We start from the raw sequence: 13,299 nt of genomic DNA, 5'->3' as shown, positions 1-13,299 counted from the left end.
TATGCCTCTCTATTTTCAATTTAAGGAGGAAAATAAATGTCAATAAAGGTTGTAACACCATTTAATGATAAAGAAACAGATCATGTTTATCGTGTAGGAGATGAATACCCAGCAAAGGGATTTGAAGCTTCATCTGAACGTATCGAGTTTTTATCTAAGCCACACCCAGAAACCAAGAAGGTTTATTTGTTTGTAGAAGAAGATCAATCTAAGAAGGATTTAAAATCAGATGTCGACAATGAAGGGGAGTTTCCTCAATCAACTGGCGGTGGTTGGTACCTACTATCCAATGGAGAGAAAATTCAAGGTAAAGAAGAAGCTCTAGCAGCCGAAAAAGCGTTGAAAAGCGGTGAATAATCATGACAGTAACTCTTGATGAACAATTACTACAAGAGCTAAAAGATAATTTACAAATAACTTGGAACGATGTAAACACCGATAATACTCTTTCTCGTTATATTAAAAGTAGTAGAACCTATTTTAATGAACTTTGCGAAACTGAGTTTTCCTTTGATGAAGGTTCTACGGTACGTGAATTAATGTTAGAACGCTGCAGATACGTATGGAATAATGCTCTTGATGAATTTGAGATTAATTATGCTAAGCGTTTACGAAGTTTAATTTTAAATGTAGCTGTTGAACAACATGAGGCTGCCATCGGAACAGGTGATTCAACTGGTTAATAAGGCATTACGCGAAACTTTTAACGATGGAATACTTATATATGGTCAGAACAAAACAAAGCTATCTAATACGAAAAAGCAAATCGGAAAGGAATTTACACAAGAAGGAACATTAGCTTTTTCTGAATTGTCGGCACGTGAACAAGATTATTCTTTTGTAGATGCCATGAGTAGAACGTTAGATTTAAAACTTAAAACAATGTACCCACCTGTTTTAAAAGGTAAATTATCAAATGATTATACAGTCCGTATCGATAATGTTGAATACAACACAGTAAAAATTGATAGAGATCCAAATAATCCCTACTTATATTGGTATTTACAGAGAGTTGGTGTAGTAAATGAATGATAAAACCAAAGCGTATATGATGAAAGTAAAAAAAGAGCTGGTAGAAGCTTTGGAAAAAACGTTCCCTAATCTACCGATATACGAAGATGAAGTACCTGATGATGAGACTCAAAAATATGATCACAACCCTTATCATTTATTAGTGTATTCGATGGGTGATTTTACAAAAGGTGAAAACACTAGTAATTCGTTAACTCAATCCATCACAATCATTTATTACTCAGAAAACAGAGACGACTTTGACGAAACAATTATCGATATACTTGGTGTTGCAGTAAATGTCAAAAGCATTACATTTAGTGATTGTACTAAAGCTAGAGCAAGACATGCTGATACAAATCGCTTTGTAGACATAGCAAATATCGAGTTGAATAGGGTGGTTAAACTTGAGTATCAAATATGAATTTGATTATCGAGAGTTTAAAGAAATAGCTGAGAAAATGAAAAATTTCGGGCGCAGTATGGAAAGAGAAATTAACACCATTTTAAAGAAAGATGGTGAAGAAATACTCGCACCTGAAATTACACAATTAATAAAGACATCAGATAAGGAAAAAGGTGTACATGCTAATCGAACAAAATGGTATAAGGCTGAGTTTGGAAATCTAGAAATTACTATAAAAGCAAAAGGGGGAGCAGCAAATAAACCTGGTTCATTTGGCTATTTAGTCTTCCCGGATGAAGGACGTGGCCCAAGTAACCATGTTGCTCAAAAATTCTTTGAACGTGGTGTTAATAAGGGGTTACCTAAATTAACAGACATTACTCAAAATAAATTAATAGATAAGTTGGAGGAGGTACTTTAATGCCTGTTACAGTTTTTGATACAACGGACATTTCACATGCCGGCATTCGTTTCAAACAATCCGGCGGAACATATGGAGAAGGAACAGATTTTGGATTGGTTGGAACTATGGAAGGAGAGGGAGAAGTTCAATCAGTTCAAAAAATGCAAGGAGCAAGAATTATTAAGCAAAAATCAAAAACAACTAAAATCGCGGTTACTGTATCTGGACATATTCCTGTTCAAGTAGCACGTGATTATTTTGGAATGACTAATGAAAAATTAAAAGCGGGAGTCTATTCAGCGGGTATAAATACTCTTGGCAAGGATTTTATATTTACGGTAACTGCTGTTGATGATTTTGAAGGAAACAAGAAATTAATGGCATTTCCAAATTGTTCAAATAGCGGAGGTTTTAAAATCACCCCTTTAGAAGCGGCGGTAGAAGAAGTGGCCATGTTGGAATTAACATTTGATTCACTTCCAGATTCAGCAGATCAATTTTACTATGAAGCTATCGTAGCAGATACAACGGACCCAACATTAGTAGAACAGTGGCATACAAACTTTAGTCGTGAACTAGTCGAATTAGTAGAAACAGTTTAAAAATTAAAAGCTCACTTTTAGTGGGCTTTTTTAATTAGAAGGAAAAGGGAGATGTCTATATGATTGGAAAACGAAAATTACCTGTTGTGGAATTATTCGATGTTGAAGTTAAGGAAGAAAACGGTGAATTTTTCGAGGAGAAAACAAATAAAGAACGATTTCCTCTATTTTTTAACAACCACTCATTAAAAGTAGGTCGAGAGTATGGAATCCTTGAAAAAGCGCTTGAAAGTGAGTTGTTAGAAATGATTTCCGCAATGGGAATAGAAGCAGCAACCAAAGGTGAACTTTCTGCAACTGAAGTAGTTTTAGTCAAAGATAAATTAGATAAAGAGCACATGAAAAATATTATTTACTTAGGTTATGTTGGCCCAAGAAATGATTATTACGATCTAGAAACTTTTAAGAATAAATACAATGCTGATTTTGAAGAAGTTCTAGATACTTATTTAAATTTATTAATGTACAACTTTTCCAAGGATACTAATAACAATTTCAAAAAGGCACTTGAACAAGCAACTGAAAAACAAAAGGGAAAAAAGTAGTTTCTCCAAAACTCACATTTGAGTGTTTGGAGGATTTTTTTGTTTGGTGCACAGTTGCGCTTGAAATTAAAGAAGAAGTATTTTGGAAAGCACCATTCCCAAATTTAAATCGAATTATTGAAAATACAATCGCAGTTAAAGGATGGATGAATCACCCTAAAACGATATAAAGGCGGTGAGAATAATGGCAAAAAGCCCAGAAGCTAAAATAACTGTCAAAATGTTTAACGATGACTTCAAAAAAAGTTCTAAAGAGCTACAAGCTGAAACATCTAAGTTAAACCGTGATTTTAAATTACAGCAAGAACAAATGAAACTAACTTCTTCTGAAAGTGAAAAACTAGAGGCAAAGTTGCAGTATCTAACCCAAAAGCAAGATATTGCAAGGCGTTCAGTGGAGCAAGCTGAAACTGCATACGAACAAGCGAAACAACTATTTGGGGAAAATTCCGATGCAGCTCAACAAATGGCCAAAAATCTAACGAATGCCCAAATAGAAGAGCAAAAACTTGTTAATCAAATCACCCAAACAAATCAAAGTTTAGAAAAACAAAAACTTAGTACTCTTGATTTAAAAACTGAAGTTTCTAAGTTGGATTCAGCCTTTCAATTACAACAAGAACAAATGAAACTAACTGCTTCCGAAACGGAACAATTAGAATCTAGCATACAGTATCTAACCCAAAAGCAAGATTTAATGAAACGTTCGATTGAACAAACGGAATCAGCTTATCGCCAAGCTAGCGAATCATTTGGAGAAAATTCAAAAGTTGCTCAAGATCTTGCTCAAAAGTTAGCGAGTGTTAGAGTTGATGAACAAAAACTTGCCAACGAAATTGCAAAAACAAATCAGAAGCTCGCCGAACAAAGAGGAGATGCAGATAAAACTGCTTCAAAACTTGATGGATTAAAGCGAAGTTTAAGACAACTAAAGGATGCTTCAAAAGATGCTGCAAAAGAATTAGGTTCAGGTTTAGCAGCAGGAAGTGCAGCTATAACTGCAGGTGTTGCTGGACTTACAACGGGAATGGCTGATACTAATAAGGACTTATCTATGTTGGAAGTTCAAATAGGTAAGGTTGGACTAGTCCTAGATGATATTTCTGGAGCCCGTGTTGCCTTTGATTCTGTAGGTCAAGAAACTGATCAAGTAACTGAAGCAATGGGGAACCTAATACAAGCGGGATATAAAACAGAAGAGCAAATAACCGGAATATCTAAGGCAATTTCAGGAGCAATTGTAAGCTACGGGGATACTTTTACGGCTGAGGGATTGGCAGAAAGTATTACAACAACTACTCAACTCGGGGAGGCTACTGGACAACTAACCGATTTACTCGAGAAAAGCGGTGAACCTGTAGACGATTTTAATAAAAAAATGCAATCTTTTTCAACTACTGAGGAACGAGCAAATTATATTTCTCAATTGTTAGCAGATCAAGGATTAACTGCAAGTTATGAAAAATACTCAGATAACAATCGGGCAATAGCTGAAGCATCAGCAGCTCAGATTGCTTTTACAGATGAACTGAATAAATTATCCGAAACGCTTACACCGTTAGTAACAAAAGTAACTGAAATTATAACAAAAATTGTAGAATGGGCGAATGAAAATCCAGAACTAGTAACTACTATAACAATTGTTGCAGGTGTGATAACTACACTCGTAGCGGTATGTATGGCATTAGCCCCTATATTTGTTACTTTAAGTGGGGTTGCCGCTGCACTCGGTGTAACTATCGGTACAGTGGCAGCTCCTGTACTTATTGTAATTGGCGTCATAACAGCCTTAATAGCGATTGGTGTTTTGCTTTACCAAAATTGGGATACCATCGTAGAAAAGGCGGGTCAATTAAAAGATTGGCTTCTAGAAAAATGGGAACAAATAAAGACTACAGTTACAAATAAAATTAAAGAACTAATAATAGCGGGAATGTTAAAATTTACAGAATTTTACACATCCACACGAGATAAATTTATTTCAATAAAAAATGCTATTACAACTTATATAACGGAAGCAAAGGAAAAAGCGTTGAATAAAGTTGTTGAATTGAAGGATGGATTTGTAAATAAGGCAACAGATATAGTGAATAAAGCACGAGATAAATTTAATGAAGTCAAGAAGTTTATTACTGATCCGATAGAGAAAGCAAAAGATACGGTATCGGGTATTGTAGACGACATTAAGGGATTTTTTGATGGACTAAAATTGAAAATTCCTGATATTGATTTACCTAGTCTACCTAAATTTACTTTAGAAACTTCATCAAAAACAATTATGGGTAAGAAAATAACTTATCCGACTGGGTTCGACATTAAATGGAATGCCCTAGGTGCTGTCTTTACAAAGCCTACTATCGCAGGTATTAACAATGGAGTCTTACAAGGTTTTGGAGAAGCTGGACCAGAAGCAGCATTACCACTAACCGAAAAAGTTTTAGGAGCTATAGGAAAAGGCATTGCCTCAACAATGAATATGGGTCCACAAGTTATTCAGTTAGTAACTGCCGATAGCCGTGTACTGGCAGAATGGATTGCTGATGATGTTACAGAAATCCAATCGTTCAAAGAAAATAGGGCTCTCTCATTTAGAAAGTAGGTGAAAAAATTGCAAGGTTTATATTCTTTTAGTTTCGGCGGAATTAAAAAAGATTGGATTTATCTAGAGGACGATAGTACTGAACGTTCAGCATGGGCTCCCATTTCAAGAAATTTACTAACTATTCCAGGTAAACCCGGAGCTTATCTGCAAAGTACCACCACGAATGTGAGACCAATTAGACAAAAAATTTTCTACGATGGTGAATCACGTGAGGATTTACGTAAACTTGAAGAGGAATTGGCCGAATGGTTAATTACAGAAGAACCTCAAGAATTGATATTTGATGATGAGCCAGATCGTGTTTATTATGCCCTTGTGGATGGTAGTTTTGATATTTCGGAATTTCTTGAAATAGGAGAAGGTACTATTTCTTTTATCTGTCCGGACCCTTATAAATATAGCGATGAAAGAATAATTAACTTTCCATCCGATAGCGTTTCGTTTAGAAGTGAAGGTACAGCAGAAGCTGATCCAATATTTGAATTAGAAGTTTTACGACCAGTAACATTTGCTATGGTTCAAAATCAGGATAATGAATATATGTTAGTTGGCAAACCTGCTGATGTGAATACTCAAATAGTAGACACAAAAACCCTGTTAATCGAAGAAACTGGAACAACTATTAACGAGTGGACTACCGCTACAAGTGATATGGAAGGTGGCTCCCAAGGTACAATTGGCTATGATGGTGCGGGTATAACTGCTCCATCATATGGAACAGGTACAGGGTTTCATGGCCCATCTGTCTACAAAGAGGTGCCTTTAACCGGTGATTTCGAAATTGAATTACGTGGTCAATTATATACGGATAATGTAAACCAAACTGGAAGGTTTGGTTTTTATTTATTTGATGATGAAATGAGAGAAATTGCAATAATGACTGCAGTTGATAATTCGATTTATGTTGAGAGGAAACTGGCTGAAGGTCGAATTGGACCGTTTATTGGCGATTTCAAAAACTACCTAATTAGTTCCCGTAATTATCAAAAAGAATGGGATAACTTTCCGGCTTATATGCGTTTACAACGTATCGGAGACAAATACACATTTTATGTAGCCCGTGTCCAAGGTGATGGGAAACATATGGATCCATTAACTGCTAGCTGGACTGTAACAGAGGATAAATTCAGAGGGAAATTAAAATATGTCGGTATTTTCATAGACAAATATGGAACTACGGCTTCACCGCATACGAATCGTATTGATTATATAAAAGCCTACGCTCTTACTGAACAAACAACCGAACAAATACCGTTTATTGCCTATACGGGGGATGTTATTACATTCGATCATACTACTTGTGACATTTTAATTAATGGGGAAAGTCGCATGGATTTAAAAGATTTTGGCGCCAATTTCTTTAAATTGAAGAAGGGCATAAATGAATTATATGTATTACCTGATATGTCATTAAGAACAAAGGTTAGATATAAGGGGAGATATAAATGATTCACATAACAGATGGAGAAACAGGCAAAATTCTCTCTTTTATTCCTTTGGGAGATTTTTGGAATGATATACACTCAAAATCCTTAAAAGATAATCAAGAAACCTATGATTTTACAACATTTGCCGATAAGAAATACTCTGAATTTTTAACAGATCGAAATCGAATTGTTATTCCAGATGAAGATAACAATTTCATTGAATTAATTATAGAAAACTCGCGTGAATATCGTTCGAATAATGCTCTATATACACAAGTTTATACTACAGCTTCCTACCTTCAATTAAAAAAGGCAAAGGTAATAGAACCGCAAACATTTAAAGATCAAACAGTTTCTACTATAATGGCTCATACTTTAGCGGGTACTGAATTCCAGGCGGGTATTTTAGAGGGCGTTGGTACTAAAACATTTGTTGTGGAGGACTATACCAATCCTTATGCATTTATAAATACAATAGCCAATGAATTCAGCTTAGAAAAAAGATTTCGTATTGTTGTTAATAACAATAAAGTGGTAGCCAGATATGTGGATTTGTTAAAACGTGAAGGTGAATGGAGAGGACGGGAAGTAGAGTTCGGGAAAGATTTAATAGGTATTGATCGTAAAGAAGATAATTCAAATATTGTTACTGCTCTGTTAGGTATTGGACCGGAAAAAGAAGATGGTACAAGGCTAACGGTACTTGTCACAGATGATGAAGCACTTCAAAGATGGGGAAGACCTGACCCTGATACAGGCAAACTTATGCATCTCATTGAACCTTATGAACCAACTTCTTCAAACAGTGATATGACATTAGAGGAATTAACTCAATACACTCGTACAGAGTTAAATAAACGAATTAATACAATTGTAGAGTACAGTGGTGAAGTTGCTGATCTCGAACATATACCTGGTCTTGAAAATAAAAAGATTCGTTTTGGTGACACAATAAAAATTAAAGATACAAAATTTAACCCTCCTCTATATCTTGAAGCACGTGTTCATACTATGAATCGTTCTCTAAGTGACAAATCTCAAAAGAAGGTCACGTTAGGAGACTACATCGAATTTACAGAAGAAGATGTTAAGGCGATAGTGAAATCGTTACAATCCGAAATTAACAAGAAATTAACTTACATTTGGATACGATATTCCCAATACCCTGATGGCAGTAACATGTCAGAGGACCCTATAAATGCGCTTTATATGGGCGTTGCCGTTACAAAGACTAATGTAGCACCAGTAAATCCTGAAGACTATACTTGGACTTTAATTAAAGGGGAACAGGGTGAGCAAGGAGATCCTGGACCACAAGGAGAAAAGGGGGACCCGGGTCCACAAGGAATACCAGGTCCAAAAGGGGAAGACGGTCAAACGCTTTATACATGGGTAAGATACGCTGATACACCAACAACTGGAATATCACAATATCCCGATGGTAAAAAATATATCGGTTTTGCTTATAACAAGCCAACGCCTACAGAATCGAATATTTATAGCGATTACACTTGGGCTAAAATCGTTGGCGACCAAGGTGTACCAGGACCACCAGGAGAGGATGGTACCCCGACTTACACATGGTTAAAATATGCCGATGATAATAAAGGTAGTGGCATGTCCGATTCACCGGACGGAAAAAGATATTTAGGACTAGCCTATAACAAGACTACAGCAACTGAAAGCACGAACCCGGCTGATTATAATTGGTCACCTTTGTACGATAACGTACAGGTTGGCGGTAAAAATATGCTTGTCAGAACGGACTTTAAAGATGGTACGGGTTGGGCGCCGTGGTCTAATCGGGGTACTATTTCTACATCAGTTATAAATGGTTTTCCTAACGCTTTATTATTATCAACTAAGGACTTCGCTATCAATCAAGGGGACGCCGTAGGGTTTTATCAATCGAATCCAACACTTTACGGGTTTAACGTTAAAGGTGGTCAAGATTATACAGCGAGTTATTATATTCGTTGTAGCGGCTTTGCTAGTATGAATTATTGCTATTTAATTTATAACGATGGTCAAGGTAACCAAAAATTGCCCGACGTACAGTTTGCAGATTGCCCGATAGTAAAAATGGATGGTTATGATTACTATAAAGTAACGCACCATTTCAAGCCGAATAGAGACGGTACCGCAGTTCGTTTCCTAATTGGTGGGCGTTCTAACACTGCATATGGTACGGATACAACCGTTCCTTACATGTATGTTACTCAACTTCAAATGGAAGAAGGAAACATAGAGACTCCATGGGATATTTCCCCTAAAGATGTAGGAAGAAACATAGCACAAGCTGAACAAAACGCAAAAGATGCTTCTGTTGGACTAGGTAACTTATATAACGGTTTTAAAGTAACAAAAGAAGAAGGTATGGAAATAATGCTTTCCAATGGTTTGGTAAGAACCATTGCAAACGCAACAGGCGGTTTTAAGATTCAAAGAAGAGCAACTACTTCTTCACCATGGGTAGACATGTTTTACGCAGATACAAACGGCAAGTTATATGCTTTTAATATGGTAGCAGAAGGAGAAGTCCGAGGGGTAACAGGTACTTTCGGAGAGGTTAGTGTAAAAGATGGTGACTTTATTCTTCAAGATAATAATAGTAATTTAGGTTATTCCATCGCTTCTAAAACTAACCATGTTCAAGATCATTCCTTTGAGTTAGTGGAACAACATGATGCACTTCCCAATAGTGATGATTTAAAGTACAGCTGGGACGATATGTATTTCGGCTTTTATCCAAATACACCTTGGTACATTACAAGAGGTACTCCTAAATTGGCTGTTAGTTTTGGACCGAGTGGGAAAGGATCTATGCCGATTTTCGGCTCTAAAGGGGTTTGTGTACGCTCTACGGATGCCATGGCACAACAAATACACACCCTATCTCCTTCTACAGTATATGCGCTATCTTTTTACGCAAAAAGGCAATGGAATGTATCTGCCGGGGCTATACCGAAAGTGGATATTTATCATGTAGATGCAGCAGGTACAAGATTATCGTTAGTTGCTAGTAAAACGTTCACTGCTGTTGCAAGTGATTATTCGGTGGAACGATATGCTCTTACATTTACAACTCCAGTGTTTGCTGATAATACAGAAGGAATTGAAATTGTACTTAGTGGAGCAAATGCAAACTGGGCGCAGATAGATGGAGTTCAATTAATCGAAAACGATAAACCAGGTCTATACGACGAAGAAGCCAACGTGTGGAAAGTAGCGAATGGTCAATACGATGTTCTCAATAAACAAAGGGTGTTGTGGAATGGGGTGGCCTTTATGAATGCTTCAACGGTCATCACACCCGATGTACCATTACAAAAATGTCCGAACGGTTGGATATTAGTGTGGAGCGCTTATTCATCAGGTGCAGCAAACAACTGGAATTACGTTTATACCTATATTCCAAAGCGTAGATTAGGAAATCATACATTATGTACAGTTCCGGTTGATGAAGCAGATAGTAATGCATTTACGATTAAAGCATTAAGTATTACACATAACACAATTACTGGTGTAGCAAATAACCAAAGTGGAATTAATGCACAACAAGCAGTATTAAGACAAGTATTAATGTATTAGGTGGTGGAGATATGAAACTATATTTGCTTGTAAATTCCCAAGATAATAGAGTACTAGGTTGCAGTACTACTAGCCCATTCATTCAAAACAATGTTGAAATTGAAGTTGAGGATGGTCATGATGTATTAGATCATCCTTTAAATTATGTTTTTGTCGATGGAGAAATAATTTTAGATGAAGTATATCGACAACAACAAATTGAAGCCGAAGAATTGTTAAAAAACAAGCCAAAACCGGAACGGGAAATAGCAGATATGTGGTATGCCATTATGACGGGAAGTGTTAAGAATGCTTGATTTTAATAAGATTAGATATTTTTATATTGCTAAGCTATGGACGAAAGAACAAGTTGGTGATGCAGTAACAGCTGGTGTTATTACTGCTGAACAGTATGAACAAATCGTAAAGGAACCTTATACAGAAAGTATTTAACAAGCCTTCCACAGATTGTGGAGGGTTTTTATTATGAATTTGGTAGGTGGACAATGGAAGAAAACCAAAATTTAATGTTGAACATTTATGAACGACTTGGTGGTATTGATGCAAAATTAGATAGCATTAATCAAGTCCGAGACACAGCACATCGAGCGGAAGAAAAAGCAGATAACGCACAAGATACTGCAGATAAAGCATTAGAAAGTACAAAAAGTGCACATCATCGACTTAATAAGATTGACAAAGTTATTTGGTGGGTTTCCACTACCATTATCGGTGCTGTAATACTAGCTTTAATTGGCTTAGTTATCAAATTAAATTAGGAGGAAAGTAAAATGACGTCAGACAAATTAAAACAATATATCGCTTTATTCGGAGGGTTGCTTTCAGCAATCCTTTTATTTTTGCAATCACTGGGTATCAATTTTAGTTGGTTTACTGATGACACAATCAATGCATTTGTTGAAGTTTTATTGAATGCCGTTCCATTTGTTCTAGTGATTTATGGTGTGTACAAAAACACTTACATCGTTACTAAGAAAGCGAAAGAACAAGAAAAAGCGCTAAAAGAAGAGGGGTTGAAATAAAATGCCTTTTAAAATCGCATTAGATGATGGGCACGGAATGGAGACAGCGGGCAAACGTACACCTAAATTTAATGATGGGACTTTTATGCATGAGAATGAATTTAACAGGGCTGTCGTGAATTACTTAAATACTGAATTAAAACGGTGTGGATTTATCACACTTCTAACAGCTCCAACAGATGAAGATATTCCACTTGCGACACGCGTATCTATAGCTAACAAGAATAAAGTGGATGCTTTTGTTTCTGTTCACGCTAATGCATTTACAGGTTCCTGGAATGAAGCGAATGGGGTAGAAGTTTTTGTTGGTAAAAGTGAACTAGCGAAAAAGTTAGGTAAAGCTGTCCATAAGTTTTTGTTACAAGGTACAAAACAAACGGATCGTGGTGTTAAAGACGGGACACATTTGTATGTAATACGTAAAACTGATGCGCCAGCTATCTTAACAGAATGTGCGTTTATGGATAATAAAGTTGAAGCAGAATTATTGCGTACAGATTCATTTAGAAAAGAATGTGCAATTGAAATTGCTAAAGGAATATGTGAAGCGTTTAAAGTGAAGTATGTAGAAGAAAAGGTGCAAGTTGCAAAAGCGACTGTAAATCGCAAACGTCATAACGTCCGTGTTTACTGGTTCCCATCCGAAACGAATTCAGGATTGGTAGCTTTGAAAAAGTATTTAGATGGCAAGAAATTAGACTACAAAGTCACGTGTACAAATGGAAAGTATATGCTTGAATCCTATTGGTACCCACAAGATTCAAAAGGTAAGTATGAATTAGAACAATGGCTATTGAAAAAAGGATTTAATTACGATATTCAGTTAGAAAAATAAAAAACAAAGACCAGGTATTCATTTAATTGTGAGCCTGGTCTTTTTTGTTTTCTATCACCTAATAGTCTATTAAGGACACATTTCTCAGATATAAGCATATGATATTACGAAGTATTTAGGAAAGGGCTGAATAGATGTATTATTATCCGTATGGTTATCCATACCATAACATGTACTACGGTAATCCTAGAATAGATAATTTTGGTGGAGAAATGCATTACTATCCCTATAACAATGACATAATGGGAAGAAATCGTTTAAATTATAATCACCTTTTTAGTAATAGAATAGCTTTAAAAGACTATGGTGCAAATCCTTTTGTTATTAATATTAATGAAGCATCAGAGCAAAATAATAATTATCGTACTGTTTTATGGACGGGGGACCATTTACAGGTTGCATTAATGAGCTTGAATCCAGGAGAAGATATTGGACTAGAAATACATCCCGATGTTGACCAATTTTTACGTATTGAACAGGGGCAAGGAATTGTCCAAATGGGCAAGAGTAAAGATAATTTATCATTTAAAAGAAATGTATACGAAGATTCAGCTATAATGGTACCTGCAAGAACTTGGCATAACTTAACAAATATAGGTAATACCCCACTGAAACTTTATACAATATATGCTCCACCTAATCATCCATTCGGTACTGTGCATACCACAAAAGCAGAAGCAATTGAAACTGAACATTAAAAATGGTAAATCAAAATTAAAACCGCCTTTCCATTGTTGAACTGACCCAAAAAAGTTAGACATATTTTGTTAGGCGGCTTCCAAGACCTTTGTTCGGTATTCTACCGGGCTTAGGTCTTTTAATTTTGCCTTCATTCGTTTGTAATTATAGTACTCA

Annotated in this window: 18 protein-coding genes; 17 read left to right on the top strand and 1 reads right to left on the bottom strand. The window is 36.0% G+C overall.

What is annotated here, in order from left to right; all coding sequences use genetic code 11:
• The first annotated feature begins 36 nt into the window (after nucleotides 1-36).
• The 17 genes from EC501_RS17115 to EC501_RS17040 all read left to right on the top strand — a co-directional run bounded on the left by EC501_RS17115 (nucleotide 37) and on the right by EC501_RS17040 (nucleotide 13,142).
• A complete protein-coding gene (locus tag EC501_RS17115; RefSeq protein ID WP_122973560.1) occupies nucleotides 37-357 on the top strand; it encodes a hypothetical protein in 321 nt (106 codons plus the stop codon).
• Between the two features lie 2 nt (nucleotides 358-359).
• Entirely contained in the window at nucleotides 360-683 is a 324-nt protein-coding gene (locus EC501_RS17110) for a hypothetical protein (protein ID WP_122973559.1), read from the top strand.
• Nucleotides 646-1,032 carry a phage head closure protein gene (locus EC501_RS17105; RefSeq protein WP_122972845.1) on the top strand — a complete coding sequence of 129 codons (387 nt, stop codon included), beginning with the start codon at nucleotides 646-648 and terminating at the stop codon, nucleotides 1,030-1,032. Before EC501_RS17110 ends, EC501_RS17105 begins: the two co-directional genes overlap by 38 nt.
• Nucleotides 1,025-1,435: a hypothetical protein gene (locus EC501_RS17100; protein WP_122973558.1), complete on the top strand. Its 411-nt coding sequence runs from the start codon at nucleotides 1,025-1,027 to the stop codon at nucleotides 1,433-1,435. The genes EC501_RS17105 and EC501_RS17100 overlap by 8 nt, the downstream gene beginning before the upstream one ends.
• Nucleotides 1,419-1,838, top strand: a complete 420-nt coding sequence (locus tag EC501_RS17095) for a hypothetical protein (RefSeq protein ID WP_241559391.1) — start codon at nucleotides 1,419-1,421, stop codon at nucleotides 1,836-1,838. The genes EC501_RS17100 and EC501_RS17095 overlap by 17 nt, the downstream gene beginning before the upstream one ends.
• Nucleotides 1,838-2,422, top strand: a complete 585-nt coding sequence (locus EC501_RS17090) for a phage tail protein (protein WP_122973557.1) — start codon at nucleotides 1,838-1,840, stop codon at nucleotides 2,420-2,422. Before EC501_RS17095 ends, EC501_RS17090 begins: the two co-directional genes overlap by 1 nt.
• 59 nt (nucleotides 2,423-2,481) lie before the next feature.
• Entirely contained in the window at nucleotides 2,482-2,967 is a 486-nt protein-coding gene (locus tag EC501_RS17085) for a protein kinase family protein (RefSeq protein WP_122973556.1), read from the top strand.
• Nucleotides 2,968-2,993: 26 nt separating this feature from the next.
• Nucleotides 2,994-3,137, top strand: coding sequence for a hypothetical protein (locus tag EC501_RS18450; RefSeq protein WP_158599740.1), 144 nt, complete (start codon nucleotides 2,994-2,996; stop codon nucleotides 3,135-3,137).
• A 14-nt stretch (nucleotides 3,138-3,151) separates the two neighbouring features.
• Nucleotides 3,152-5,566, top strand: coding sequence for a phage tail tape measure protein (locus EC501_RS17080; protein ID WP_122973555.1), 2,415 nt, complete (start codon nucleotides 3,152-3,154; stop codon nucleotides 5,564-5,566).
• Nucleotides 5,567-5,575: 9 nt separating this feature from the next.
• Nucleotides 5,576-7,018, top strand: a complete 1,443-nt coding sequence (locus tag EC501_RS17075; RefSeq protein WP_158599739.1) for a distal tail protein Dit — start codon at nucleotides 5,576-5,578, stop codon at nucleotides 7,016-7,018.
• A complete protein-coding gene (locus EC501_RS17070; protein WP_122973553.1) occupies nucleotides 7,015-10,587 on the top strand; it encodes a phage tail spike protein in 3,573 nt (1,190 codons plus the stop codon). The genes EC501_RS17075 and EC501_RS17070 overlap by 4 nt, the downstream gene beginning before the upstream one ends.
• 11 nt (nucleotides 10,588-10,598) lie before the next feature.
• Nucleotides 10,599-10,883, top strand: coding sequence for a hypothetical protein (locus EC501_RS17065; RefSeq protein WP_122973552.1), 285 nt, complete (start codon nucleotides 10,599-10,601; stop codon nucleotides 10,881-10,883).
• The gene (locus EC501_RS17060) at nucleotides 10,876-11,019 is read left to right on the top strand and encodes an XkdX family protein (RefSeq protein WP_122973551.1); all 144 of its coding nucleotides are present in this window, start codon (nucleotides 10,876-10,878) and stop codon (nucleotides 11,017-11,019) included. The genes EC501_RS17065 and EC501_RS17060 overlap by 8 nt, the downstream gene beginning before the upstream one ends.
• A 53-nt stretch (nucleotides 11,020-11,072) precedes the next feature.
• The gene (locus EC501_RS17055) at nucleotides 11,073-11,345 is read left to right on the top strand and encodes a hemolysin XhlA family protein (protein ID WP_122973550.1); all 273 of its coding nucleotides are present in this window, start codon (nucleotides 11,073-11,075) and stop codon (nucleotides 11,343-11,345) included.
• A 12-nt stretch (nucleotides 11,346-11,357) separates the two neighbouring features.
• Nucleotides 11,358-11,609 carry a phage holin gene (locus EC501_RS17050; protein WP_122973549.1) on the top strand — a complete coding sequence of 84 codons (252 nt, stop codon included), beginning with the start codon at nucleotides 11,358-11,360 and terminating at the stop codon, nucleotides 11,607-11,609.
• A gap of 1 nt (nucleotide 11,610) precedes the next feature.
• Nucleotides 11,611-12,444 carry an N-acetylmuramoyl-L-alanine amidase family protein gene (locus tag EC501_RS17045; RefSeq protein WP_122973548.1) on the top strand — a complete coding sequence of 278 codons (834 nt, stop codon included), beginning with the start codon at nucleotides 11,611-11,613 and terminating at the stop codon, nucleotides 12,442-12,444.
• Nucleotides 12,445-12,578: 134 nt separating this feature from the next.
• Nucleotides 12,579-13,142, top strand: a complete 564-nt coding sequence (locus tag EC501_RS17040) for a cupin domain-containing protein (protein ID WP_122973547.1) — start codon at nucleotides 12,579-12,581, stop codon at nucleotides 13,140-13,142.
• Nucleotides 13,143-13,211: 69 nt separating this feature from the next.
• On the opposite strand, the gene EC501_RS17035 is transcribed toward EC501_RS17040, so the two are convergent.
• A partial coding sequence (locus EC501_RS17035) for an IS3 family transposase (protein ID WP_148037806.1) occupies nucleotides 13,212-13,299 on the bottom strand: 88 nt, incomplete at its 5' end.

This window comes from Lysinibacillus halotolerans, from assembly GCF_003711845.1.
GTDB classification, from domain to species: Bacteria; Bacillota; Bacilli; order Bacillales_A; family Planococcaceae; genus Ureibacillus; species Ureibacillus halotolerans.
Note: the sequence above shows the minus strand (reverse complement) of the source record. Positions and strands in the feature narration are given on the sequence as shown.